Raw genomic sequence first — 25,740 nt, forward strand, 5'->3', positions numbered from 1 at the left:
CCATTGAAAAGTAAAGATGGGCAATGCCGTATTCGGTTGTGTTGGCAGAAGGGTCCTCTGGTATTTCCAGCTGCAACAAACCAATGATGCACACATTCCTGCCACGATCAGAGATTTTTTAGAATATAAGATACCTCTGCACCGAACTCACCAAACTGGTAAATCTGCCAGTCGCCGGCCGGCAGTGTTACTCGGTACTACACGTTGTTAAGACCATTCCGGTCGGGTGGGTTTGAGAGGAAATCGATGGCAGATTACTGATTCAGGGCGGACGTTTCTGTCCATGTAGGGACACCGTTGGTGTCTATCGGGGAGTCGCCCCAGCGATATTCCCAGCCTTCGGTGACCGGTTGACTGGCAGCAGAGGCAACTGAAGAACCTATCGCCAACCAAAACAGGGCAGCAACAATGAGGCACGGGAGTGTTAGACGAAGGGGCGCCAGAAACATCGAAATAAGCTGCCTTAAGGCTATGATGATCTTATGAGTGTAGATCATTGGCACGCCGGGCAGCTACTTTCACAACAGGTCGGATTAACGACCCGACTTCAATTTTTCCCAATACTTGGCGTAAACCTGCATTGCCTCATCGCCAATGTCGGTCTGGAATTCAGCGTTCACCATGTCTGCCGCCGTGGGGTAGCTGGCGCGATCGTTGGCAACCGTATCGTCTAGCAGCTCACGGGCAGGCAGCACCGGTGTGGCATAGCCAATATCGGTACTGATCAGGGCAGCAATTTCAGGGCGTAGCACAAAGCTGATGAATTTGTGGGCGGCATCTGGGTTCTTCGCATTCTTCGGAATGACGAAGCTGTCGAGCCACACGATAATGCCTTCTTCCGGATACACGTATTCCAGCGATTCCAGGACTTCTTTGCCCATCACCGCTTCACCGTTCCAGATCATGCCTATGTCCACTTCGCCTTCCAGAAACGGCATGCGCGGGGCATCGGAGTTGAAGGTTCTTACCGAAGGCATCAGTTCGGTGAGCTTTTCATAGGCCTCTTTAATCTGCTGCGGGTCGGTGCTGTTACCGGAGTAGCCCAACACCCGCAGCGCCACGTGAAACACCTCGCGCATGTCGTTGGTCAGAATGACGCGGCCGCTAAAACGCTCTTCCCACAAATCAGCCCAGGCGGTGACGGGCTCACCGTTAATGGTCGCGGTGTCTACGCCCAACCCGGTGGTGCCCCACATGTAGGGCACGCTGTATTCATTGCCCTTATCGATATCCAGATTGATCAGCTCCGGATCCAGCTGGTCAAAGCCTTCAATCTTGCTGCGATCAATCGGCATCAACAGGCCTTCGTTGCGCATTTTGCTCACGAAGTAGGTAGACGGCACAGCCAGATCGTAGGCGGCGCTGTCGTCCAGCAATTTCAAACGGGCGTACATGGCCTCGTTGCTGTCATAGGTGGTGTATACCACCTGTATACCGGTTTCTTCCTCGAAGCGGGTCATCACTTCCTGAGGCATGTATTCAGACCAGTTGTACAGGTTCAGTACCTTGGGCTCTTCCGAGCTACAGCCCACAAGGCCAGCCGTCAGTATTCCCGCCAGTGCCAGTTTTTTCATTGTTTATTCCTCGTCAATATCCATTGCGACAACAACAGCATCACCAGTGAAAACACCAGCAACAAAGTGCCTAAAGCGTTCACTTCAGGTTTCAGGCCTACACGCACCATGGAGTAGATGCGCAGGGGCAATATTTCGTAACTGGGTCCGCTAACAAACGTGCTGACCACCACGTCATCCATGGACAGTGTAAAACCCAGCAGCCAACCTGCCAGCAACGCCGGCATAATCACCGGAATCAGCACGGTACGAGTCATGGTAAAGTCGCTGGCGCCTAAATCACGTGCAGCTTCCGGCAAGCGTTCATCAAATCCGCTGAGCCTTGCCATTACGGTAATCACCACGAACGGCAAACAGAAGGTGACGTGGGCCAGCAGTAACGACACATAGCCCAGCTGGATACCCGCCAGCAAAAACAGGCCCAGCAAGGATATTGCCAGTACGATTTCGGGAGACATCATCACCACAAACAACATGCCTTTCAGCGCTTTTTTACCGCGAAAACGATAGCGATGCAGCGCCAGCGCCGTCAACGCGCCAATCAGGGTAGATACGGTAGCGGCCGTGAGCGCCAGAAACAGCGAGTTGCCCAAGGCTTTTATCATGGCGTGGTTGTTAAACAGCGATTCGTACCAGCGCAGGCTAAGCCCGCCCCAGCTATAGCCGGTGCGTGAATCGTTAAACGAGAACACCACCAACACGGCGATGGGGATGTACAACAGAAGGTAGACCAGCGCCAGGTAGGTCCGCGGTAGCCAGCCCATCAGGAACTCTCCTCGCCGAGGCGCTGTTTGCTCAGGCGGTGGGCAAACATCAACAGCGCCATGGTCAGGGTAAGCACGATGCTGGCGGCAGCACCAAAGGGCCAGTTGCGGGCGTCCAGAAACTGGTTTTTGATCACGTTGCCCACCAGCAGGTTGCGCGAGCCACCGAGTATGTCAGGCACAAAAAACAGCCCCATGGCCGGCAGCAACACCAGCATAACGCCAGCCAAAACACCCGGCAGGGTGAGCGGAATAATCACATTTGTGAAAGTGGCAAAGCGCCCTGCGCCAAGATCGTGGGAAGCCAGCAGCACGTCCTGACGTAAATCATCAAACACCGCGTACAGAGGCAAAATCATAAACGGTAGCAGCAGATACACCAGTCCAACAATCACCGCGCCCTGGGTGTACAGCATTTGCAAGGGTTCAGAAATCCAGCCCAGCCACAGCAGAGCGCTGTTCAGCAGGCCGTTGGCGGCCAGAATCAGCTTCAGAGCGTAAATCCGCACCAGCGAATTGGTCCAGAAGGGTATGATCAATAAAAATATCAGCAGCATCTGCCGGCGTTTCTGCACTTTGGACAGCGCCCAGGCAAACGGATAGCCAATCAGCAGGCATATCGCTGTGGTCAATGTCGCCATCCACAAGGAGTGTAAAAACACGTCCAGATACAGCGGATTGAACAACTGGCGGTAAGCATCCAGGTTCAGTGGCAAGGCGATAAATGTGGACGGGTCGCGGGTCATCACACTGGCACCCACCACCAGCAGGTTGGGCGCCAGAACCAGAAACAGCAGCCAACCCCACACCAGCACCAGAACAGCGGTTTTAAAAGGCTGTTGCCTAATGCTCAGCATCATCGGCGGCCTGCTCCTCTTCGTCGGTCAGCGGTTGGTCTTGTTCTTCGGCCAACAGCCATTCCCAGCCGTCTACCCAGCTAACCCGCACCTTCTCGCCAATGTTGTAATCGAAGGTAGGGTCGTCTTCATCAAAAAATTCGCTGGCCATCACCTGGCTGCCGTCTTCCAGTTCAATCACCGAATCCAGCGTACTGCCTTTGTAATTGCGTTCGACGATCTCGCCAGCCACGCCTTCGCTGTCGTCTGGCGCCAGCACGCGGATGTCTTCCGGGCGCAGCAATACGTGCAGTGACTGGTTCAGGGTGACACGGAAAGAGGGCTTGTTCAGTACCCGCTTCAAGCCGAACACATCCACGCTGATCTCGCGATCGCTAATGCTGGTGACCTGTCCCGGAAAAAAGTTGGTCTGCCCCACAAAACGCGCGGTGAACAGGTTCGCCGGGCGCTCATAAACTTCCCGCGGTGTGCCCAGCTGTTGGATATAGCCGTCTTTCAGCACCGCAATGCGGTCTGACATAGACAACGCTTCCTCCTGATCGTGAGTCACGAACACAAAGGTAATGCCCAGTTCACGCTGCAGGCGCTTGAGCTCTACCTGCATGGTGCGGCGCAGTTTGTAATCCAGTGCGGACAAGGGTTCGTCCAGCAACAGCATTTTTGGCCGCTTTACCACCGCGCGGGCGATTGCTACCCGTTGCTGCTGGCCGCCAGACAGCTGGTGCGGCTTACGGCTGACGAAATCTTCCAGCTGCACCATCGCCAAAACTTCTGCTACCCGTTCGCGGATTTCCGCCTTTGGACGCTTTTCCATTTTCAAACCATAGGCTACGTTGTCATACACTGACATATGAGGAAAAAGAGCGTAACTCTGGAATACGGTATTAAGGGGGCGCTGTTCGGGAGGCTGGTCGGTAATGTCGACTCCGGCGAGGGTAACGGTGCCGTTATCGGGAAGCTCAAACCCCGCCATCATTCTCAACAGGGTGGTTTTGCCGCAACCGGAGGGGCCTAGCAGGGTGATGAACTCACCGTCAAAAATATCCAGCGTGAGCGAATCCAGTACGGTTTTACCATCGAACTGTTTGCTGATTGTGCTCAGCGAAAGTAACGTTTTTTCCATCAAACCAGCCTAAATCGAAACGGTGTCACCGTGGGTAAACGCAAAAAACAAAAGGGGCGTGAGGATAATCCACAACGCCCGCAGTTGCATTCTTTTTAACCAGTTTTTGACTCTACCAAATCCTGGTGTTCCGCCTGTTTATTCGTTAGCAACCGAGTTCAGATACGCCTTGTCAGAAATGTTAGTCCACTGGCGCACCTGCTTCAGGTACTCCTGCTGGGAGGTAATGATTTCTTTTGCCAGCGGGTCTGCGTCGCTGGCCTCTTGCAACAGTCTTTTGGTGACGTCGCGCAGAGCGCTGATTACTTCTGGCGGGAAAATTTTGTGGGTTACGTCCGGGTAGTCCTGCTGCATACGGCTCCAGGCCACACCGCTTTCATGGGTGCTCTGGATGTACATATCATAGGCCGCAGTGCGCATGGCCACACGCAGAATTTCCTGCAGGTCTTCTGGCAGCTTGTTCCAGGTTTTCTCGTTAATCAGAAATTGGACCTCAGCGCCGGGTTCCTGCCAGCCGGAATAATAGTATTTGGCAATCTGGTGAAAGCCCATCTGCAAATCCAGAGCCGGGCCTACCCATTCAAGGGCGTCAATCGTGCCTCGTTCAAGAGCGCTGTAGAGCTCGCCCGGTGGAATGTTGGTCACCGCCACACCGAGTTCAGCCATCACTTCACCAGCAAACCCCGGGGTGCGCATCTTGATGCCCTTTAGGTCATCCAGTGAGGTGATTTCCTCACGAAACCAGCCGCCCATCTGGTTGCCGGTGTTGCCACCAGGAAACGACAGCAGGCCAAAAGGCTGGTAAACCTTCTCGGCCAGCTCCATACCGCCACCGTGATAGAACCAGGCGTATTGCTCTGGCGCTATCATGCCAAACGGCACGGTGGTGAAGTACATGGCGTTAGGAATGCTGCCCTTGTAGTAATAAGAGGCCGTGTGGCCCATGTCGTATTGGCCGTTGCGCACCAGGTCAAAAATGCCAAAAGGCGCTTTGTGCTTGTTCGACGAATCGATGCGGATCTGGAGGCGGCCTCCCGACATGGTTTCCGCCATCTCTGCCATGTGTTTGGTGGTTTCCCCCAATATGGGCGAGTTGGGGCCCCATGTTTCCGCCAGTCGCAGGCTATAAGTTTCCTCAGCCAGTGCTGAGGATGTGGTCAGGGTAGCGGCCAGGGCCAAAGAGGCCACGATCAGTTTGCGCATTTTTATGTCACCTTTTTTTGTAGTTGCGTTTAAATTTTGAAGTTTCCGATCAAATGTCGCAAAGATTCACTCAATCTCGCCAGTTCGTGGCTGGCCTCGTGGGTCTGGCCAACCCCAGTATCGCTTTGCTGGGCCGCATCGACAATACGCACCACGTTTTGATTTATCTCTTCGGCCACCTGGCTTTGTTGCTCGGAAGCGGTGGCAATCTGGGTGACCTGATCGTGTATCTGCCCAACCGAGGTTTCAATGGTGGCTAAAGCCTGAGCAGCATGGCTGATACGCTCAATGGTTTCAGCCGAACGCTCCCGCGACTGGTTCATACGCTCGGCGGCGGCACGAGATTCAGTCACGAATCCGTCAATCATCTCGCGAATCTGGTCCGCCGATTCGGCACTGCGCCGGGCCAGCTGGCGCACTTCGTCAGCCACTACCGAAAAACCGCGGCCGTGTTCACCGGCCCGAGCTGCTTCAATAGCCGCGTTCAGCGCCAACAGATTGGTCTGGTCGGTCACCGCATGAATCACATCCAGTATCTGCTGAATATTGTCTGAGCGTTCCGCGAGTGAGTTAATAGTGGTGGCACTGGCCTGGATTTCATCAGAAAGCTGATGCACTGCCTGCTGTGCGGAAGCGATGGTCTTACCGCCTTCCCGAGCCATGCGATCGGCATCGGATGCGGAACTTTCAACATCGTTGGCGTTGCCGGAAATCTGCTGGATAGTCGCCACCATTTCATGGATCGCCGATGCAATCTGATCGGTTTCCGAACCCTGCCGCTGAACCGATGCGCGGGTTTCGTTGGCCACGCTGCTTAGCTCTTCGGCAGCTGACGCCACCTGATCGGTGGTGGTCGATACCTGGCGAATGGTGTCCTGGATTTTGATCACAAAGGCATTAAACCGGCGCCCCAGTTCCGCCAGCTCGTCGTCGCCCTCGGCGGGCAGACGCTTGCGCAGATCTCCATCGCCGTTGGCGATGTCTTCCATCAGGTCACTTACAGTCTTCAATGGCCCGGTCACCGTGCGCCCCACAAACACACCAATGAACACCGCCAGCAAAACAATCACGGCGGCAGCCATGGCAATAAACCCAAGAGCCTCGGCCAGCTTGGCGTCGGTGTCGGTTTTTACAACAGCCAGCTGCCGGTCGATATCAGTGGTATAGACTCCAGCGCCGATCATCCAGCCCCAGTCGGGAATGGTAGTGGTATAGGAAATTTTCGGTTCTTCCTCGCCACTGGCCGAATTTAGCCAGTCATAGCCATGAAAACCATCGCCGTTGGTCGAATCAAACAAAGACCGCACAAGACTAATGGTGCTCGGGCTAGACACAACACCTTCTTTACTTGGGTCAGAGGCATAAGCAAGGATTCTAAACTGGCCAGGGCCGGTGCGCTCGTAGGCGTAAATATAGTTATTGCTGTCAAAACGAATGGCCCTCAGCCGGTTTGCGACCGCCTCCTTGGCCTCACGCTCACTCAGTAAAGGGTTGTTTTTAGCCTCCAGAGCTACAATCTTGGCTACATCTACCAGCGTTTTTAGCCCGTCTTTTCGGGACTCAAGCAGGCTCTCTCCCAGCTGCTCCAGCTGCGCAAGTTGGCTTTGTTCGTTGCTACGGAGCTGTTCAAAGGTGATGAAACTGATGGCTGCCGCAGTGAGCAGAACAGGAATCAGAGCGATAAGTAAGAGACGCGTGCGAACACGAAGGCGGCTTAGCAGGCCCATTAAAATGCATCCTTTCATTAAAAGTGGTTACTAGTTCTACCATCACATTAAATGGCTTAGCCTGCAAAGCCAACTGTTTTCAGGTTTGGCGGCCGGTAATCCGAATCTTGCCGCCAGCGTTCGCCAACCGACTCGTGAAGTCGGGTTTTGATGTCTGGCACCTGCAAAGGCCGAATTAATGGCCGGGCAAAACGGAACACATGACGTCGCGAATTATGCAGCTTGGCGCCGGCGCCCGGTTTGAGCGCTTCAACCAGGTGGTTTTCCACCCCCAGGCCCGTGGCCTCTGCTTCCTTTAACATCCATTCAAGCGGCGAGTCCGCGGCACACAAGCCCTTGTCATCTGGCCCGTAACCACCGCCAATATCGCTGTGGGAGCCGGCAAACCATACCTGTTGCAAGTCCAGCTTAGGCCGCGGCAACCAAAGCGTCGGTTCAAAGTCTTCACGGCGCTCGTCAATGGCCAGCGCGTGGCGGGCAAAACTCACGTTACTACCCAGTTTGGTGTCGTAGAATTCGTCTTTGCTGTCAAACAGGCCCATCAGAGAAAAAGGCACACCCAGGGCACCAACCGTATCCCACACGCCAACAAAACGAACCTGACGGGACGGATGGCTGTGCGCTGCGCGAAAAGCCAAAGACTGCGCGCCTTCAGGTGCGTAGTCTTTTCCTGACTTTTTGTAGTGTTCAAATCCCTGCTGAATGCGCGCTGCGTCTACCCGTTTGAGAATGCCACAGTTGTTAATCAACCCGCACAGCGCCCGCACGGTGTAAGCCCCGCGACTGAAACCGAACAAATAAATTTCGTCACCCGGTGCGTAGTTCTGAACCAGGTAGCGATAGCCATCCAGAATGTTCTTGTGCAGGCCCTGGCCCGTTACCCCGCCAATCAGTGCGTTGTGATACGAACCTATGCCCCAGTCATAAAACACCTGCTGTGGCAGGCCGTCCGCTGCGATAGGCGTTATCGCTCTGGCCAACCGCAAAACGTTGGTTGGAAAATCCCGCTGCAAGTCTTCTTCAGGCCTGTTCCAGGTACCGTCTGCGCAAATAACGATCCGTTTGGCCATAGTGCTGTCCTCGTTAGCCACAGGGCTTATGTCGGTTATTTAGTATAGTCATACCCGACCAAAGCGTTTTGTGACGGTCGCACCTATTTGCGCTGTCGCAGGAGCGCCGCGGCGGATCCGGGTACACTTTGAGTTAATGATTAACAATGGCATACTGTCTAATTATTCAACTTAAGAATAACCTTATTCTATAGCGAGTATTTACCATGAAAACCGTTCACGACCTGGTCGCCGAGGCCAAATTACACATTCAGGAAACGCCACTGGCCGATGCCGATGAAGCGATTCTAAAAGCGGACCTGTTGATTGATGTACGCGACGGCGATGAATACCGCCAGAGCCACATTCCCCACGCCATGAATATTTCCCGTGGTTTGCTGGAGTTCAAGTTCAGCAACGACCCGACTCTGGAAAATCGTGGCCTGAACATAGTGCTGTATTGCAAGAATTCCGGGCGCTCTGCGCTGGCGGCAAAAGCACTGAAAGAGATGGGCTATATGCACGTTCAGATCATTGCAGGCGGCTTTGAGGCCTGGCAGGCAGCGAGCAAACCCCAAGCGAAGCCGGAGCTGCCCAGCTTCGATTAACAGCCGGGCGTAGGCAATAGCAAGATATAATGAGCAGGCCTAGCGAGCCTTTGTAACGGCCATGGTCAAGCGGGAAATGCAGGTTTTTTTGCCGTTTTCGTCTTCAATCACAATGTCCCAGACCTGAGTGGTACTGCCCAAATGAATGGCGGTTGCGGTGCCGTAAACCCAGCCGCTGGTAGCGGGGCGAAGATGATTCGCATTGATTTCAAGCCCTACCGCCACGGTACCCGGATCACGCAGGCAGCAGTTAGCGGCCATGCTACCCAGGGTTTCGGCCAGCAACACCGATGCGCCGCCGTGCAGAATGCCAAATGGCTGAACTGTGCGCTCGTCGACGGGCATGCGGCCCTTGAGGAAGTTGTCACCCACTTCCAGAAATTCGATACCCATGTGGCTAACGGCGGTATTCTGACAGCTTTTGATGATGTCTTCTTTGGTCGGAATTCGAGTCCATATCGCCATGGTTCGTGCCTTGTGTGAGTGAGTATTTTGCGACTTGCAGGATTTGGCACTAGTCTATCCAGATAGCAAGCGAACAGCCAGACTGCGAGCGCCAACGCCCTCAAACTACCCTTACCAAGGCCTGCTTGAGCCAGCCCAACCGCCCTGTTTCGGTAATTTGACGGCGCATGCCGGGCACCGGGCGAATCATGAACAGATCTCCGTTGCGGCCCACCAGGGTTTTGGGCACCCCGGTTTGCTTTGCCAGCCGTGCGTGCACCGCCATGTGTTCTTCTTCGCCGTGTACCGGAATGGCAACGGCGGGCTGAACCCAGCGATACATCGCTTCAAGCTCCTCCTGCGCCGGGTGGCCAGACGCGTGTATCGGCAAGTCGCACTGCTCGGCGGTAATCACCTTGACCCCCATTCCCTGCAGTTGGCCGATCAACGCGGCGATCAACTCTTCATTACCGGGAATGGCGCGGGCGCTGAAAATCACTGTGTCACCGGCTTCCAGCTCAACATCCGGGTGACTGCCATTGGCCAGCCGACGCAAGGCTGTGCGCGGCTCGCCCTGGCTACCCGTCGCCACCACCAATACCTCGTGCGGCGGCAAATAGCCCAGGTGGGCAGGATTGATTAGCTCGTCGGCACTGTGCCACAAGCCTGCAGCTTTGGCCGCCGAGCTCATATTCACCAGCGAACGGCCAAGCAATCCCATGTAGCGTCCGGTCTGGCGGGCAACGGCCGCCAGGGTGTGCAGGCGGGCAATGTTGCTGCCAAAACACGCCACCACCACACGCCCTTCTGCGCTTTTTACCGCTTTTAAAAGACCTTTGTGCAGGGCACCTTCAGACACCGAATGGCCCTTTACCGTCGCGTTGGTGGAATCACACACCATGGCGGCTACGCCCTCGATCGCCAAATCCGTGAATGTCTGTTTGCTATAGCCATGGCCAATCAGCGGCTGGTCGTCCAGCTTCCAGTCGCCGCTATGGAAGATATTGCCCACCGGCGTGCGAATCATCAGTGCGTTGGGATCGGGTATGGAATGGGTCAGCGCCAGCCACTGCACATTAAAAGGGCCGATTTGACGCCTGTCATTGGTTGCCATCACCACAATGGGAACCCGGTGCAGCATGTCGAATTCCGCCAGCTTGCGGCGCAGAATTTCCGCGGTAAAGCGGTTGGTGTAAATCGGACATTGCAACAGGGGCCAAAGGTAAGGCACAGCGCCCACGTGGTCTTCATGAGCGTGGGTAATCACCAGACCACAGAGCATTTCGCGGCGATCAGCAATAAAAGCGGGGTCTGCCATTTGTACCGGCGGTTCGCCGTGATGGTGCATGGTACCGTCTGCCGCCAGGCGGCCCGGTTTTGGGAAGGTTACACCGCAGTCCACCATCAGCCAGCGGCCATCGTGGCCATACAAATTCAGGTTCATGCCAATCTCGCCGGTGCCACCAAGGGGTAAAAACCACAGGTCATTGGAATCCGGCGTCATGATCAGAACTCTCTCAGGTTGAATTTTCGCCGTTATGGCACAATCTATTAGTATACGGACAATATACCGTAACTTACTTATTGCTTAAAAAGGGTGGATTTTTATGAAGATCCTGATGGTTTTGACGTCTCACGATCAACTTGGCGACACCGGCAAAAAAACCGGTTTCTGGCTGGAAGAGTTCACTGCGCCTTACTATGTCTTCAAAGGCGCCGGCGCTGATATAACCATTGCCTCGCCCAAAGGCGGGAAACCGCCGGTCGACCCGGCCAGCGAAGCCGAAGGCGCCTTAACAGATACCACAAAACGCTTTTCAGAAGATGCACACGGCAAAGAATCCCTGGCCAGCACCCGCAAGCTTGCCGACGTGGACATGAACGATTACGACGCCATCTTTTACCCCGGCGGCCACGGCCCGCTTTGGGATCTGGCCAACGACAAGCATTCCATAGCGCTGATCAAACGCGCCTACGAGCAGGATAAAGTCATCAGCGCAGTATGCCATGCGCCTGGCGTGTTCAAAAACGTAGAAGTGAAGCCCAACCAGAATATCGTCGGCGGCCGCAAAGTCACCGGCTTTTCCAATTCCGAAGAAGAAGCGGTTCAGCTGACCAAACTGGTGCCTTTCCTGGTGGAAGACATGCTTCAGGAAAACGCTGGCGATTACAGCTGTGGCGACGACTGGGCACCTTACATAGTCGTTGACGGCAAACTGATCACCGGCCAGAACCCGGCTTCCTCCGAGGGCGCGGCCAAGGCTGTGGTACAGACCCTGCTCGAAGGCTAAAACTCGTAATGCCCAGCCCTGGCTTGGCATTTTGCCTCGCCGGGGAACCCTCACTCCCATAATTTCCCGCCAATTAAGCATTAACATCCGCCAGTCTGTGCTAACGTTTTGACGAAATTCTCAACAGGGTGACTTTTTCATGAGTAATCCAAAGCATACCCTTTTCTGGATGACGTTTTTTCTGGCGATTGTTGCCGTCGTCGGCGTATTGATTCACCAACCGCTGATAACCGCCTTTATGGCCAACTGGGTTTTCAACCTGTTGATTCTTTGCGTACTCATTGTTGGCATCGGCCTCACCTATCGTCAGGTGTTCGTATTGTTTCCCGAGCTGCGCTGGATTTCCCAGTTCCGCACTGGCCAATCAGGCCTGTCAGTGCTGGAAGAACCCCGCCTGCTCAAGCCGCTGGCCAGGCAGCTGGGCGAAGATTCCAAACGTGACCGTTTTACACTCTCTACCATGTCGCTGCGCACAGTTCTGGATGGCATTCATTCCCGCATGGATGAGCAACGTGAAATCACCCGCTACTTCATCAACCTGCTGGTTTTTCTGGGGCTTCTTGGCACCTTCTGGGGTTTGTTGGGCACCATCAATGCAGTGGGTGCGGTGATTACCAATCTGGACATGGGCCAGGGTGATTTTAGCAAGGTGTTTGCAGACCTGCAGGCCGGACTGCTAACACCCTTGCAGGGTATGGGCACCGCGTTCAGCTCGTCGCTGTTTGGTCTTGGTGGTTCCCTGATACTCGGCTTTCTTGATATCCAGGCCGGCCATGCTCAAAACCGATTCTATGACGGGCTGGAAGAATGGCTAACCGGCGTTACCAACCTGCTGGACCCCTTCAACAGCAATGAACGCCAGCGATGATTGGGTCCAGACGCCGTAGCCGAAGCACCACCAACGTGTGGCCGGGGTACGTAGACGCCCTCTCGGCCCTGCTGATGCTGGTGATATTCATGTTGCTGGTTTACGTGGTGAGCCAGCTTTTTCTGTCGCAAACGCTTTCTGACCGCAATTCCGAACTGGCCCAGCTGAACCAGCGGCTAAGCGAGATATCTCAGCTGTTAGGGCTGGAACAGGGCACAACGGCGGCTCTGGAGCAGCAAATGCTCATGGTTCAAGACAGCTTCAGCGACAGTCTTGGCCAGAATGAAGACCTGCAGCAACGGCTGGAAGCCTCCCGCGATCAATTAATGCGGCAAACCGCCGACGCGGAAGCCCGAGCTGAAAGCCTGGCGAGCATGAACCAGGATCTGGATAACAAGGATGAGCTTTCCAACAGCCAGCAAAATATGATCATGCGGCTATCCAACCAGATCGCATCGCTTCAGAACCAGCTACGACAGATAACCACTGCGCTTAAACTGCAAAGAGAAATGACCGTCGGCAAAGAAGACGAGCTGGAAAATGTCAGCCGGCGCCTTAACACATTGCTGGCGGAGCGAATCAATCAACTGGAGCAGTACCAATCCGAATTTTTCGCCCGGTTGAGGAACATTCTGGCCGCCAATGAAAACATCCGCATTGTTGGCGATCGCTTTCTGCTGCCATCCGAGTTGCTGTTCGCTTCCGGTTCGGCCCTTCTCGGGGCAGAAGGCAAACGCGAACTCGACAAGCTCGCCGGAGTGCTGCTGGATGTGGTTGAAACCATCCCCGCAGACCTAGAGTGGATTCTGCGCATTGATGGCCATACCGATCGAATTCCCATCAATACACCGCAGTTCCCTTCCAACTGGGAGCTTTCAACCGCACGCGCTGTCGCGGTAGTGCGCTACCTGGCCGATCAGAGTGTGCCGCAAAACCGCATGGTCGCGGCGGGTTTTGGTGAGTTCTTTCCGGTGGCGGATGGCACCACGCCCGAAGCGCTGCAGGCAAACAGGCGTATCGAAATCAAATTGACCGATCGCTAACCCAAACCGTGTTCCAGAAGCGCACTGACGATCGCGGTATAAGGGGCGCCAATGCCAAGTGCTTCCGAACGCCGAAGTACCGCTCCTGCAATGCTGTCTAGCTCTAGAGGCCGGCCTTTTTCTTTATCAACCAGCATGGATGTTTTGATCGCGTTAAAGCTGCTAATTAGCTCGAACATTTCATCCAGATCTTGTTGTCCAAGGTTAACGCCATCTGCCCGCGACGCCGCAACGGTTTCAGACATCATGGCATAAACCAATTTGCCAAATTTTGGGTGTTGGGTAAGACTTCGGGTATCCAGACCTGTCAGGGCAGAAAGCGGGTTTACCCCATTATTGATCACCAGCTTACGCCAAAGTTCATAACAGATACGCGGGCTGACGGTGGCGGGAATGCCGGATTCGTTAAACGCTGTTTCCAATGTCTTCAGCAACAGCCTGCGGGTGTCTGGCTGCGGCGCGGCTTCTGGCCATTCGCCCATAACCACTTGGCCGACACCTTCTGCTTCTATTACGCCCGGTTCAACAATGTGCCCTCCAATACGCACCGCAAGGCCTCCCAAGGTTCGGCTGGATCCTATCGCTGCGGCAATTATGGGCTCGTTATCAACACCATTTTGCAGAGATAGCACCGCTACTGACCCCTTCCCCAGCCAAGAGCCTAGCTCGTGTAATACAGACTCTGTCGCAGTGGACTTCAGCGCCACCAGCACCAGATCAAAGTCGTCTGCTCGATATTGTTCAAGCAAGTGGGCATGGTCAAAAACGGGTAGCCGACAGTTCCATTCATCACCGCCATATCGCACCGTCAGGCCACGGTTCTTTATCGCGTGCAGATGCTCACCGCGAGCCGTAAGAACTACATCGTGCCCGGCCCGGGCAAGGCGTGCCGCGTAATAGCCGCCAATACCACCGGCACCAATCATTAATAACTTGAGCATGAACCCTATCCTGTCGCTTTTTGGACAGCTTAATGCATCCAAACATAGCCTGCTAGAGACTCACGACCGGCATTTAGGGAACTGCCAAACACCCTCTGGGGCGCTTGCATGCCACCAAGGCTGAAAGCCGTATTGAGCATACAAAGAGTTGGATCGTTCAATGGCGAGGCCTCATTCACACTGGCCGCAACATTGGTCTCTGACCTCGACAGCACGGTTGCCCAGCGCTGCTCGTCTTCCCACTGACGGATCATGTTACGAACATCAGGGTCGTAAGGTGGCGGCCTTATTTTACCAGCATCGGTCTCGGCTATCTCATCGAAACAGATAATGAGCATACCCAGCTCCCGGCACGCTTCCAGACACTGACCGATACGCCGATAATCTATCTCGGTCATGCCAAGGTTGAGTCGCAACTCTGCAGCCTCAACCGATGCTGAGCAAAACAGTGCTCCTGCAAGCGCCTTAAGGCCAGCGGATTTGCTGACCGTTAGAAGCGGCTCGCAGGCGTCTTTTTTTAATAACCGGTATAGCTGTAGCGCAACGCCATCGCACCCTTCCGAATGGCGTATTTCTGGCGCGCTCAGCCCTGCGCCCAGTGAAATAAACACCAGACTGGTGACATCGTGATTGCGAATCAAACGGCGTAGGCTTGATTGCCCCTTCGGCTGGCTAAACGCCTGTGCATCGCAGGACACATAAAGCACGGGAAGTTTTGTCATGGTGCCTCCGGGACATTAGGAACTCAGCGAAGAACGAAGGCGCTGGCTAGCGCCCCAGTTTTTTTGCCGAATGGCCGGCAATGCCAAAATGCTGTTTTGGCATCTCAGTTATCATTACCCGTATGCGCTCCATGGGCGCATCCAGGGAGCGGGACATGGCCTCGCTCACTTCCTGAATCAACACCTCTTTTTGCTCATCCGTACGGCCTTCAACGATATAAAGCTGGGCAATTGGCATACCACTTCCTTACTCGAATCGGGCTGAAACGCTACCCAGGCCTTGATAACGAACGGTGATATTGTCACCTGCCTCCACGCTAATCGCCGCAGTAATACCACCGGTCATAATGAAGGTGCCAGCAGGAATGTGCTCGCCCCGCTCGGCCAGCATATTCGCCAGCATCGCCACACTAGAAGCCGGATGGCCAAGCACAGACGCTCCGGCACCTACCTCAACCACTTCACCGTTTTTCTCAACCACGACACCCAGCGTTTTCAGGTCTACATCGGCCACATCGGCCATCTGACCACCGGTGATAAACCGCGTGGAAGACGCGTTGTCTGCCACTACGCTCACCAAATCGAACTTGAAATCCTTATAGCGGGAATCAATCACTTCTACCGCCGGAATCACGAAGTCGGTGGCGGCCAGTACATCACCGATATGACAGCCTGGGCCCTTGAGGGGCGCTTTGGTAACAAAAGCAATTTCGGCCTCGATTTTCGGATGGATCAGTTCTTTAGTATTGACCACGCCACCGTCTGGAACACTGAAGTAATCCGCCAGAAAGCCGTAAATCGGGGTTTCGACGCCCATCTGTGCCATTTTGGCCCAAGAGGTCAGCCCCATTTTCATGCCTACAATCTTGTTACCACGGTCTTCCTTACGACGGCGAATTTCCCACTGCACGTCGTAAGCATCATCGAAGGTCATGTCCGGGTAATCATTAGTCACCTTGGTGATTTCATAGGCTTCAAGTTCGGCGTTCTCACAATGAACGGCCAAGTCTTCGATTTGTGCCCGTGTCAGCTTGTTATTTTTGACTTCACTCATTAGATCAACCCCTTTTCTTTTGCCATGGTCAGTGCCAGGTCTTCAATCATGTCTTCTTGCCCGCCTACAGTGCCGCGACGGCCCAGTTCAACCAGAATGTCACGGGCCGAAATGCCGTACTTCTTCTCGGCACGTTCAGCGAACAACAAGAACGAGGAGTAAACACCTGCGTAGCCCAATGTCAGGGCATTACGATCCACGCGGATTGGCTGGTCCATGATCGGGACAACCAGATCCTCGGCAACGTCCATGATCTTGTACAGGTCAACGCCGGTTTCCACACCCATGCGATCCAATACCGCGCAGAACACTTCCAGCGGCGTGTTGCCGGCGCCTGCACCCAAGCCCGCGACGGAGCCATCAATCCGGGAGGCACCCGCTTCAATCGCCGCCAGTGAGTTGGCAATTGCCATGCCCATATTGTGGTGGCCGTGGAAGCCCACTTCGATATTCGACGGCAGTTCAGACCGCAGCAAGCCGATCTTGGCTGTTACTTCGTCCGGCAGCATGTAGCCTGCAGAGTCGGTGGCGTAGATGCAGTTGGCGCCGTAGCCGACCATCAGTTTGGCCTGCTCCAGGATCTTCTCCGGACTGACCATGTGCGCCATCATCAGGAAGCCAACGGTGTCCATTTCCATCTTGGCCGCCATGCCGATGTGCTGTTCAGACACATCCGCTTCGGTGCAATGGGTGGCCACGCGGATGGTGGAGACACCGAGGTCTTTGGCCATCTTCAGGTGATCGACCGTTCCGATCCCCGGCAGAAGCAGCGCGGAGATTTTGGCGTTTTTCATCTTCGGCACCACGGCGCTTAAGTATTCCTTATCGCTATGGGCCGGAAAGCCGTAGTTCAGTGAACGACCACCCAGGCCGTCACCGTGAGTCACTTCGATCAGCGGCATGCCAGCTTCATCCATCGCCGAAGCGATGCTGACCATCTCGTCCAGGCTGATCTGGTGACGCTTGGCGTGCATACCGTCACGCAGACTCATGTCGTGCAGGGTGATTTTTTTACCGTTCAAATTCATTGTCATCTCTCCCGCTTAGCCGCGTGCCGGCAGTGTGATGGTACCGTTGGCCGTTTCTTCAGCGAACATCTCGGCGGTCCGCAGGGCGGCGGCTGTCATGATGTCCAGGTTGCCGGCGTACTTGGGCAGGAAGTCGCCCAGCCCTTCCACCTGCATGTAACAGGTGACCTTGTTGCCATCGAAGACAGGGCCATTGACCAGGGTGTAGCCCGGCACGTACTTCTGCACCTCTTTCACCATGGCGTGCACAGATTCGGTAATGGCGGCTTGGTCTGGCTCACTTTCAGTGAGGCAGTGGATGGTGTCACGCATCATCAGCGGCGGCTCGGCCGGATTGATGATGATGATGGCCTTACCCTCTTTGGCTCCGCCTACTTTCTCCACGGCACCGGCCGTGGTGCGGGTGAACTCGTCGATGTTCTGGCGCGTACCGGGGCCCACGGAGCGCGACGAAACGGTGGCGATGATCTCGCCATAAGCCACTGGCTGAACACGGCTTACCGCTGCGACCATCGGAATGGTGGCCTGGCCACCGCAGGTGACCATGTTGACGTTCATCTCCAGGTTCTTGGCGTGAGCCGCCAGATTAACCGGTGGTACACAGAACGGGCCGATGGCGGCGGGGGTCAGGTCGATCATGATCACGCCCAGTTCGTTTAGCTTGCGGCTGTTCTCGGCATGCACATAGGCGGAGGTGGCGTCGAAGGCAACACGGATGTCGTCGTCCAATATATTCGGCAGAATGCCATCCACGCCGATGGCGCAGGTCTTGATGCCCATCTCGGCAGCGCGTTTCAAACCTTCCGATTCGGGATCAATCCCCACCATCCAAACCGGTTCGATCCAATCGGAACGCTGTATCTTCATCAGCAAGTCAGTACCGATGTTACCTGGGCCAATGATGACCGCTTTCAGTTTTTTGCTCATGCTGTTTATTCCTGTTATCAACTCGGCCAATCAGATGAAACGGACAGACGCGCTGCCGATGCCACCAATATCAACTCGCATGTGGTCACCGGCCTTCACAGGTTCCAGCGGTACCAGCGAACCAGACAAAATAACCTCACCGGCTTTTAATGAAATACCAAACTCCCCCAGCGTGTTGGCCAACCAGGTTACGCAGTTCACCGGTGACCCAAGTGCAGCAGCACCCGCTCCAGCGCTGAGCATGGCACCGTTCTTTTCAACCACCATGCCGCAGGTGACCAAATCCACTTTACGTGGGGAGATCGCCTGGTCGCCCAGCACAAACAGGCCGCATGAGGCGTTGTCGGCAATGGTGTCCTGAATGGCAATTTTCCAGTCGCGGATGCGGGAGTCGACAATTTCAAAGCAAGGCATCACACATTCGGTGGCAGCCAGTACATCGGCGTTGGTAATACCAGGCCCGATCAGGTCTTTTTTCAGGATAAAGGCAATTTCGCCCTCAGCTCTGGGTGAAATCAACCGGTCACTGATGGGCACGACTTCGCCGCTGTTGAACACCATGTCGTTAGTGAGATAGCCAAAATCCGGCTGGTGTACGTTCAGCATGTTCTGCACAGCCTTGCTGGTAACACCGATTTTCTTGCCGATCACAGACGCACCGGCCGCCAGGCGCCGCTCAAGCATGCGCAAAGAAATGTGATAAGCGTCATTGACCGTGATGTCTTCGCCGCGGCTGGTAAGCGGGTCAACGGCTTCTCTGGCCAGCATGGCCTGGTAAAGTTCGTCGCCCAGTTCCTGGATTCGTTTCTGTTCCATTAATATGCTCCTGAAGCCATCGTGTCAGCTTCGTTGAGAAAGTCATTTACCAGTCGCGCAAAGCGATTAGCGTGTTCAATTTGCGTCCAGTGGCCGCAACGGCCAAAAACATGAAGCTGAGACCGCTTAAGCCAGTCAGCCAGGGTCAGGGATGCTTGCAGCGGGATTATCTGATCCTCTCGCCCATGGATCACCAGCGCTTCGTGGGATAAACCACGAATGTCCTTTTCCGGACTGGCCAGACTGTCTACCCAGCGCTGGCGCGGTGGCGGAAACATGGCGGCAAATGACTCCTGAAAACCAGGACGAATGCTGGCCTGGTAGCGCAGCTCGGCCAGCTCGTCATTAACGAGATTCCGGTCGAAGGCAAAGGTATCGAGTAGCTGTCGCATGGCTTCAAGGGAGGGTTCGTAACCCCACACCTCGTCCAGCCCACGGGTGATCGGAAAGCTAACGCCCGTGCTACCCATCAGGACCAGGCGACGAACCCGTTCCGGATGGCGAATGGCAAGCGCTAGAGCAATTCCGCCACCAAAGGAGTTGCCAACCATGTCCACCTGTTCCAGCCCCAACTCGTCCATCACGCCCAGCGCGTGGTCAACCCAGCGATCACGGTTGTAGTAGCGGTCTTGCGGGCGCTCGCTGTAACCGAAACCCAGCATATCTGGCGCCACTACCCTACGCTGGCTGGCAAGTTCGGGCATAACCAGGCGCCAGTTGGCCCAAGCCGTCACACCCGGGCCGGAACCGTGAATCAGCATGACCGGATAACCTTCACCCTGGTCGTGCAAATTCGTCCGGTAACCGGCCGCGACAATTTCGCGACCGATCTCGCCACTTGCTACCATTGCAGCACTCGTCGTCATAGCCGCCTCACAGCTTGATGCAGATGTTTTTCATCTCGGTATAGAACTCAAGGGAGTGCACTCCCCCCTCACGACCAATACCGGACTGCTTGCTACCACCAAATGAGGTACGTAAGTCCCTCAGGAACCAACTGTTTACCCAAACTATTCCGGCATCTACCTGGCCCGCAACACGGTGCGCGCGGGTGATGTTCTCGCTCCAGATTGCAGATGCGAGTCCGTACGGGAGGCTGTTGGCGAGTTCGATCGCCTCTTCTTCGGTATCGAAGGGGCGGATATGGCAACAAGGTCCGAATATTTCGTCTGTCACTACGGCAGAATCGTCGGCCAAGCCAGTCCAAATGGTGGGTTGCACCCAAGCACCACCAGCAAACTCATTCGGCATGTCAGGTACACCACCACCGGTGATCACTGTGGCACCATCGTCCACCGCTTTCTGATAATAAGAGAGCACCTTTTCCCGGTGTCTCAGGCTAACAAGTGGGCCCATATTGGCATTGGGGTCATCAGGGGGGCCAACTCTTAGCTCTTCTGCACCCACTTTGAGGCGGGCGACAAATTCGTCAAAGATAGAGCGTTCAACGTAGACTCGCTCGGTCCCCAAACAAACTTGCCCGCAATTCACAAACGCAGAGCGCAGCGTGCCCTCTATTGCTTTGTCCATATCGCAGTCGGCGAAGACCAGCCCGGCATTTTTGCCTCCCAGTTCCAGGGAAATGTCACGAATACCCTTCGCAGCGGATTTCATGATAACTTCGCCGGTGCGGGTTTCGCCGGTGAAGGTAAAGCCGTCCACCAACGGGTGCTCAGTTAAGAAGGCGCCGGCTGAGTCACCGCCGAAGCCATGAACCACGTTGAATACGCCATCCGGCACGCCCGCTTCTTTCATCACCTCGCCCAGAAGCGCAGTGGTGGTGGGTGTTTCTTCTGACGGTTTAACCACGACAGTGTTGCCGCACGCCAGGGCAGGGCCAACTTTCCAGGTCATCAACAGCAGTGGTAAATTCCACGGGCTGATGACCCCTATCACACCTTTAGGGCGGCGTACCGCGTAGTTAATCGCTCCGGTGCCGTCCGGCGTCGACATTTCAAACGATTCTGCTGGAACGTTTTTGACCATGTCAGCGAATACTGAAAAGTTCGCTGCGCCGCGGGGAATGTCGATGTGACTGGCCATGGATTTCGGTTTGCCCGTATCCAGGCATTCGGCTTCAAGGAATTCATCGAAGCGGGCATTAATGCCCGCGGCGACCTTGTGCAAAATGGCGCTACGCTGGTCCACGGTCAATTTGCCCCAGGGCCCACTTAGTGCGGCTTTTGCCGCCTGCACGGCCGCATCCACTTCTTCGCGGCCAGCCTCGTGAACCTTGCTTATCACCTTGCCATTTGCCGGATTCACGTTATTGAACAATTTGCCGCTGACGGAACCTACGTACTGCCCATTAATATAATGTTTAATTTCTTTCATTTTTTAAGCCTCTCTAAGCCCAAAAAGAGTTAGGTCAGAACCGTCAGAAAACGTTCGTTCAGCACCCGGTCGTGGTAGAAAATGGCTTTGCCCAGCTCTTCGGCATCCCAGGTCACCGGCTCATGGTCGGGGTAGTGGTAATCGCCGCCGGTAAACACTTCGTTTCGGTTACCAGAGGGGTCAAAGAAGTAAATAGTCTGGCCGTGGGTGAGACCGTGACGGGTCGGGCCGATATCAATGGAGGTGTCTGTCATGGACAGTAGATCGGCGGCCTGAAGAACATCCTGCCAGGTATCCAGGAAAAACGACGCATGGTGGAATTTGCCCGGTTCTTCGTGGTGAATAAACGCAACATCGTGGGCCTTGGTGCTGACCGTCAGAAACTGTGCAACACGCTTGCCGTCCGGAGCCATCACCTGTTCCGCCAAGTCAAAACCGAGCACATCACGGAACAGATTCAGGGTTTTATCCAGGTTCGGTCCGTACAACAGGCAATGGTCAAAGCGGGTTGCCGCCATGCCCTCAAGACCGCGCGGCCAGGCTTCCGGATTGCGATTGCCAATACCCCATTTTCCGGTCTGCTTCTTGGTGGCATAGATTTCGAAGGCATGCCCGGTCGGCGCGATGAAACGCACGCGGCGACCACAGTCTTTAAGCTCACCATCAGGTACATCTTCTATTTCACAACCAAATTCGGCGAGCTCTTCGCGTAATTGATCTACGATCTCTTCGCTAAGACATTTGAAACCCATGAAGTCCATGCCAGGCTCATCCGCTTCCCGAAGCACAACGGAAAACTTGTCCACTTCCGTCCAGCCTTTTAAATACACGCGACCCTGGTCATCGCGATCCATTTCGATCAGGCCTAAAAGATCTTTGTAGTGTTTAACGGCTTCATCCATATCAAGTACGCGAATCTGGACGTGCCCGGGGCGCATTATTCCCTTTTTCATGACGTTCACCTCATTGCTTTTGTTGTTGTGTGTTCGCTCTCAAGCCCAGCGATTGATTGGGATTGGGATTGGGATTGGGGTTGGCATTCAATAATCAGGTCGGTCAGCGGATAAACCCGACAAGCCAATACTTCGCCCTGATTTATGGCTTCCGGGGAAACATGTACCCGGCTCATTTTTCCGCACTCATAATCGCCGCTAAGTACCGTGACTTTGCAGAAGCCGCAGCCACCGCCTCTACAGCCCACCGGTACACACTTAAGCCCCTTCTGTTCCATCGCCTTGAGAACGCTTTGGCCTGGCTTGCAGCGGAATTGTTCGCCGCTGCACTGCTCTGTAATCTGGTATGACTCGCCCATAGCGCAGTCTCCCTCAGATTTTTTTGAACAGCGCAGAGCGCTGGGTATCCTCCGCTCCATCTGCGGCAGTGAGGAACTTCTCCATAAAAATATCGCGTTCGAACAAACGGCCTTGCATTAATGCGGTGATCGCTGCATCAATCATCGGAGGCGGGCCGCATAGGTACGCCTTCTGGCCAGAAAAGCGGCCGTCAAAATGAGCTTTCGCCGCATCGTGAACGTAGCCGCGAAACCCTTGCCAGTCGGTCTCCTCGTCGGCTTGGCTCAGGGCAGGCACATACGTGAAGTTATCGTGGTCACGGGCCAGCGTTTCAAAGAGCTCTCGGTTGTAGAGTTCTTCCGCGTTGCGCGCGCCCTGAAACAGCACAATCTGCCGTTCGTCATTCTGTTCGAGAAGATCCAGAATCATGCACTGGGGGCTTGATAGGCCCGAACCGCCAGCAACAAACATCAGATCGCCCGGTTGCGAACTGCGCACGAAAAACTGACCATAGGGACCAGACAAGTTTAGGGAGTCGCCTACGCTCAGCTGTTCATGAACGTAGCTAGTTGCGGCACCGCCTGCGACTAGCCGCACGTGCAGTTCTACTTCATCTGCTTGGCTGGGGGGGTTCGCCATGGAAAAGGCTCTTTGCCCGTCAACGCCCGGCAACTCGATGTTGATGTACTGACCAGATTGGAAGGTCATGCCTCGATCCAGCTTGAGATGCACGCCTTTGATGGTCGGCGACAGATCGACGATTTTCGTTACCGTCGCCTGGTAGTCCTCTACCGGATAGCCTTCAAAATCTTCATCAACATCAATATCCGCTTCGATGGTGACATCACTTTCAACCGTGGCGCAGCAGGCCAAAACTTTGCCGTCATCGCGCTCGCTGTCCATTAGCGCAAATGACGAAGCTTCGCCTACATTCACATCACCTTCGATCACCTGAACTTTGCAGGTTGCACAGGTTCCGTGACCGCAGGCAAATGGTAGCCAAACGCCTTGGCGCAATGCGGCCTGCAAAATAGTTTGGCCCTCTTCAACTTCAATTTGTTCGCCTATCGGCTCGATGGTAACGGTATAGCTCATCGCTTAGCCCTCAGGATGCCGAACCCTGGAGTCCTTCCAGGCCGGGTGTGGTCACAGTCAGCATGCTTTTATGATCAATACCGTTATTAGCCAGGCTGGCCTCAAGATCCGGCTTGAAATCTTCTTCATTCAAACGCCATTCGGCGCTGAAAAAGTCAGCTTTCTGTGCATCCGGATGGCCGACAACGGCTGGCTCAAGCATCTCGTTCACAAAGGCGCGGAAGGTCATATCGGGCGCAACCAGCATTGCAAACGGGGCGCAAAACAATAGGTGATGAGGCCAATAGACATACAACAACTGCATGCCATTGAAATTCTCGACGCGGTCTTTGGGTTCGGCGTGATACTCGGAAATGGCGTTAACACTCATGGTGCTCTCCTTTTTTTTATAAGTGCCCGCCCCGGCTACAGCCAGAAAGGCGGGCAAATCCGGTCAGGCGGCAGCCGTCTTGTCACGACTTGCCGAGAGGGGCTTCAGACCTTTGATATCCAGCCAGCGCTGGTGATCGGGCGAGCCGATATACTCCATATTGTCGACGCCAGGAACGATGTGGTAATACTTCTCAACCACTGTCGCCACATCCGCACCGCCGCAGTTACCCTGATAAATCTGGTGCACGGGCATCCAGGCCTGGATGTACTTTTCAGGCTCATTCTTGAAAATGTCGCAGCAACCATCAGAACAGAAGTGATAACGCTCACCTTCGTGCTTGATTTGGCGATGACTGAACACCGTCGGGTCGTCTTTCTCGGTCATAATGGTTGGTATCTGACACACTTGGCAAAGCTGGGGAAGCGTGTTGTTATAAAAACGATTCCCTTCCTTCTGCTCTTTGTCCCAATGCTCGAAGCGGTCACGGTAGTACTTGTCGAAAGTCTCGGGATACTTCTCGGACAACCAGGCCATCTCTTCTTCCTGAGGCATCCAGGTATGGAAGTTGGTCGCCTGGCTGTACTGATAGAACGTGGCCCAGGTTTGGTGGCTCGAGTGATTTTTGGCGGCGTTGGCAACGTCCTGATACTTGGGCGGGCGAATGCCGTAACGCTCAAGTTCCTTGAACAAGGCGCCACCACTTTGCTCGTAGTACATTTCCCAGGCTTCAGCCCAGGACATCACCTTGTTGGGCAGCATGTAGTCCATCATCATGCCCACCAGGCTCAACAGGCGGAAGCCGCGCCAGAACCACTTGTCGATCCACTTCTGAATGATGGGCACGTTGTCTTCGTGCTGTTCCAGAATGAACTTGATCACTTCCAGGCCCAGCGTCATGTGGCGGGCTTCATCCGACTGCGCAGAAAACCCGAATGTGACCGTTGCCATATCACCGTTGTAGGCGGCACCAGACATGAATGGCACAAACAGCAGATTGGTCAAAACGTATTCAAACGAAAAGGAAATTGCCGTCAGGAACTCAAATGGGCCGGCCGAACGCGCATCATCAAAAAAGGATTTGGGAACCGACAGGAACCAGACCCGGTCGTGCTGATACGAGGCATCGTGCAGGCCGTTAAAGTGCTTGTTGTAGTGGCTCATTGCGTGCTGCTGAGTTTGCGCGTGGCGCAGCTCGTCAATCGCTTGCATCTGGCAGGCAACTCGCGCACCGGCACCACTAAACTGGCGCCCCACCCGCGCGTAACCCTGGTACGCAGCGTATTCAAGCGGTGATATGCCAGAAAGGAACAGCTTTAGAGCGTTCACGTAACGGGCGTCTGTAATATTCTGTTGGCCGTTATTCTGGGCAAACGCATCAAAAATGGCGTAAAGCTTCTTCTCTTTCTCGGCCTGATACTTCCAGTAGGTATCCATGGTCAGGCGGAACGGATCTTCCCATTGGTCCCAGTTAATGATCTTGATACCTTCAAAACTCTCATCCGGGTAGATGTCTTCGTGTTTCTCGTAAGTTGGCTCCCACGCCATGTCACGCGTGAGATACTGGTATTTGTCTTTAAGGTTCAACTTCTTATTTTTGCTAGCCATGT

The 25,740-nt window shown here is 54.7% G+C and carries 27 protein-coding genes; 4 read left to right on the top strand and 23 right to left on the bottom strand.

The features are described 5' to 3' along the window. Positions 1-533: 533 nt before the first annotated feature. The 7 genes from ATI45_RS13250 to ATI45_RS13280 form a co-directional block, all read right to left on the bottom strand. Entirely contained in the window at positions 534-1,574 is a 1,041-nt protein-coding gene (locus tag ATI45_RS13250) for an extracellular solute-binding protein (protein WP_098419892.1), read from the bottom strand. Continuing rightward, entirely contained in the window at positions 1,571-2,338 is a 768-nt protein-coding gene (potC, locus tag ATI45_RS13255; RefSeq protein WP_098419893.1) for a spermidine/putrescine ABC transporter permease PotC, read from the bottom strand. Before potC ends, ATI45_RS13250 begins: the two co-directional genes overlap by 4 nt. Beyond that, entirely contained in the window at positions 2,338-3,198 is an 861-nt protein-coding gene (gene potB / locus ATI45_RS13260; RefSeq protein WP_098419894.1) for a spermidine/putrescine ABC transporter permease PotB, read from the bottom strand. Before potB ends, potC begins: the two co-directional genes overlap by 1 nt. Next, complete coding sequence (gene potA, locus ATI45_RS13265; protein WP_098419895.1) at positions 3,182-4,318, bottom strand: spermidine/putrescine ABC transporter ATP-binding protein PotA; 1,137 nt, start codon at positions 4,316-4,318, stop codon at positions 3,182-3,184. Before potA ends, potB begins: the two co-directional genes overlap by 17 nt. Positions 4,319-4,456: 138 nt before the next feature. Then, positions 4,457-5,521 carry a TRAP transporter substrate-binding protein gene (locus ATI45_RS13270; protein ID WP_098419896.1) on the bottom strand — a complete coding sequence of 355 codons (1,065 nt, stop codon included), beginning with the start codon at positions 5,519-5,521 and terminating at the stop codon, positions 4,457-4,459. A gap of 29 nt (positions 5,522-5,550) precedes the next feature. Further along, the gene (locus tag ATI45_RS13275) at positions 5,551-7,248 is read right to left on the bottom strand and encodes a methyl-accepting chemotaxis protein (protein ID WP_098419897.1); all 1,698 of its coding nucleotides are present in this window, start codon (positions 7,246-7,248) and stop codon (positions 5,551-5,553) included. A 56-nt stretch (positions 7,249-7,304) separates the two neighbouring features. Further along, positions 7,305-8,318, bottom strand: a complete 1,014-nt coding sequence (locus ATI45_RS13280; protein WP_098419898.1) for a DUF2235 domain-containing protein — start codon at positions 8,316-8,318, stop codon at positions 7,305-7,307. Between the two features lie 206 nt (positions 8,319-8,524). On the opposite strand from ATI45_RS13280, the gene ATI45_RS13285 reads away from it, so the two are divergent. Continuing rightward, positions 8,525-8,905: a rhodanese-like domain-containing protein gene (locus ATI45_RS13285; protein ID WP_098419899.1), complete on the top strand. Its 381-nt coding sequence runs from the start codon at positions 8,525-8,527 to the stop codon at positions 8,903-8,905. A gap of 39 nt (positions 8,906-8,944) precedes the next feature. Here ATI45_RS13285 and ATI45_RS13290 read toward each other — a convergent pair whose 3' ends face one another. Next, the gene (locus tag ATI45_RS13290; protein WP_098419900.1) at positions 8,945-9,370 is read right to left on the bottom strand and encodes a hotdog fold thioesterase; all 426 of its coding nucleotides are present in this window, start codon (positions 9,368-9,370) and stop codon (positions 8,945-8,947) included. 100 nt (positions 9,371-9,470) lie between these two features. Next, positions 9,471-10,853: a ribonuclease J gene (locus ATI45_RS13295; RefSeq protein ID WP_098419901.1), complete on the bottom strand. Its 1,383-nt coding sequence runs from the start codon at positions 10,851-10,853 to the stop codon at positions 9,471-9,473. A 103-nt stretch (positions 10,854-10,956) separates the two neighbouring features. Between ATI45_RS13295 and ATI45_RS13300 the strand changes: the two genes are divergently transcribed. The 3 genes from ATI45_RS13300 (at position 10,957) to ATI45_RS13310 (ending at position 13,551) form a co-directional block, all read left to right on the top strand. Next, the gene (locus ATI45_RS13300; RefSeq protein ID WP_098419902.1) at positions 10,957-11,640 is read left to right on the top strand and encodes a type 1 glutamine amidotransferase domain-containing protein; all 684 of its coding nucleotides are present in this window, start codon (positions 10,957-10,959) and stop codon (positions 11,638-11,640) included. 139 nt (positions 11,641-11,779) lie between these two features. Further along, positions 11,780-12,508, top strand: coding sequence for a MotA/TolQ/ExbB proton channel family protein (locus ATI45_RS13305; protein ID WP_098419903.1), 729 nt, complete (start codon positions 11,780-11,782; stop codon positions 12,506-12,508). Then, the gene (locus ATI45_RS13310; protein ID WP_098419904.1) at positions 12,505-13,551 is read left to right on the top strand and encodes a peptidoglycan -binding protein; all 1,047 of its coding nucleotides are present in this window, start codon (positions 12,505-12,507) and stop codon (positions 13,549-13,551) included. Before ATI45_RS13305 ends, ATI45_RS13310 begins: the two co-directional genes overlap by 4 nt. Here the strand turns inward: ATI45_RS13310 and ATI45_RS13315 are convergent. From ATI45_RS13315 to ATI45_RS13380, 14 genes are all read right to left on the bottom strand, one after another. Beyond that, positions 13,548-14,492, bottom strand: a complete 945-nt coding sequence (locus tag ATI45_RS13315; protein ID WP_228735974.1) for a ketopantoate reductase family protein — start codon at positions 14,490-14,492, stop codon at positions 13,548-13,550. The genes ATI45_RS13310 and ATI45_RS13315 overlap by 4 nt on opposite strands. A gap of 29 nt (positions 14,493-14,521) precedes the next feature. Further along, positions 14,522-15,214: a hypothetical protein gene (locus ATI45_RS13320; RefSeq protein WP_098419905.1), complete on the bottom strand. Its 693-nt coding sequence runs from the start codon at positions 15,212-15,214 to the stop codon at positions 14,522-14,524. A gap of 46 nt (positions 15,215-15,260) precedes the next feature. After that, positions 15,261-15,452, bottom strand: a complete 192-nt coding sequence (locus ATI45_RS13325; RefSeq protein ID WP_098419906.1) for a 2-hydroxymuconate tautomerase — start codon at positions 15,450-15,452, stop codon at positions 15,261-15,263. Positions 15,453-15,461: 9 nt separating this feature from the next. Beyond that, positions 15,462-16,268: a 2-oxo-3-hexenedioate decarboxylase gene (gene dmpH / locus ATI45_RS13330; protein ID WP_098419907.1), complete on the bottom strand. Its 807-nt coding sequence runs from the start codon at positions 16,266-16,268 to the stop codon at positions 15,462-15,464. After that, on the bottom strand, positions 16,268-17,296 hold the full coding sequence (gene dmpG, locus ATI45_RS13335) for a 4-hydroxy-2-oxovalerate aldolase (RefSeq protein ID WP_098419908.1): 1,029 nt from the start codon (positions 17,294-17,296) through the stop codon (positions 16,268-16,270). The genes dmpH and dmpG overlap by 1 nt, the downstream gene beginning before the upstream one ends. Positions 17,297-17,311: 15 nt before the next feature. Further along, positions 17,312-18,223: an acetaldehyde dehydrogenase (acetylating) gene (locus ATI45_RS13340; RefSeq protein ID WP_098419909.1), complete on the bottom strand. Its 912-nt coding sequence runs from the start codon at positions 18,221-18,223 to the stop codon at positions 17,312-17,314. 30 nt (positions 18,224-18,253) lie between these two features. Beyond that, positions 18,254-19,039 (bottom strand): 2-oxopent-4-enoate hydratase, encoded by a 786-nt coding sequence (gene dmpE / locus ATI45_RS13345; protein WP_098419910.1) that lies wholly within the window; start codon positions 19,037-19,039, stop codon positions 18,254-18,256. Further along, entirely contained in the window at positions 19,039-19,905 is an 867-nt protein-coding gene (locus tag ATI45_RS13350; protein WP_323807652.1) for an alpha/beta fold hydrolase, read from the bottom strand. The genes dmpE and ATI45_RS13350 overlap by 1 nt, the downstream gene beginning before the upstream one ends. Before the next feature lie 7 nt (positions 19,906-19,912). After that, positions 19,913-21,373 carry a 2-hydroxymuconic semialdehyde dehydrogenase gene (locus ATI45_RS13355; protein ID WP_098419913.1) on the bottom strand — a complete coding sequence of 487 codons (1,461 nt, stop codon included), beginning with the start codon at positions 21,371-21,373 and terminating at the stop codon, positions 19,913-19,915. A gap of 29 nt (positions 21,374-21,402) precedes the next feature. After that, a complete protein-coding gene (locus ATI45_RS13360; protein ID WP_098419915.1) occupies positions 21,403-22,326 on the bottom strand; it encodes a catechol 2,3-dioxygenase in 924 nt (307 codons plus the stop codon). A gap of 5 nt (positions 22,327-22,331) precedes the next feature. Beyond that, on the bottom strand, positions 22,332-22,685 hold the full coding sequence (locus tag ATI45_RS13365) for a 2Fe-2S iron-sulfur cluster-binding protein (RefSeq protein ID WP_098419917.1): 354 nt from the start codon (positions 22,683-22,685) through the stop codon (positions 22,332-22,334). Positions 22,686-22,698: 13 nt separating this feature from the next. Continuing rightward, complete coding sequence (locus ATI45_RS13370) at positions 22,699-23,760, bottom strand: NADH:ubiquinone reductase (Na(+)-transporting) subunit F (protein WP_098419919.1); 1,062 nt, start codon at positions 23,758-23,760, stop codon at positions 22,699-22,701. A 10-nt stretch (positions 23,761-23,770) separates the two neighbouring features. After that, positions 23,771-24,130, bottom strand: a complete 360-nt coding sequence (locus ATI45_RS13375; protein ID WP_098419921.1) for a phenol hydroxylase subunit P4 — start codon at positions 24,128-24,130, stop codon at positions 23,771-23,773. Between the two features lie 63 nt (positions 24,131-24,193). Beyond that, entirely contained in the window at positions 24,194-25,738 is a 1,545-nt protein-coding gene (locus ATI45_RS13380) for an aromatic/alkene/methane monooxygenase hydroxylase/oxygenase subunit alpha (RefSeq protein ID WP_098419922.1), read from the bottom strand. Between the last annotated feature and the right edge of the window lie 2 nt (positions 25,739-25,740).

The organism is Marinobacter sp. LV10MA510-1 (assembly GCF_002563885.1).
Classification (GTDB): domain Bacteria; phylum Pseudomonadota; class Gammaproteobacteria; order Pseudomonadales; family Oleiphilaceae; genus Marinobacter.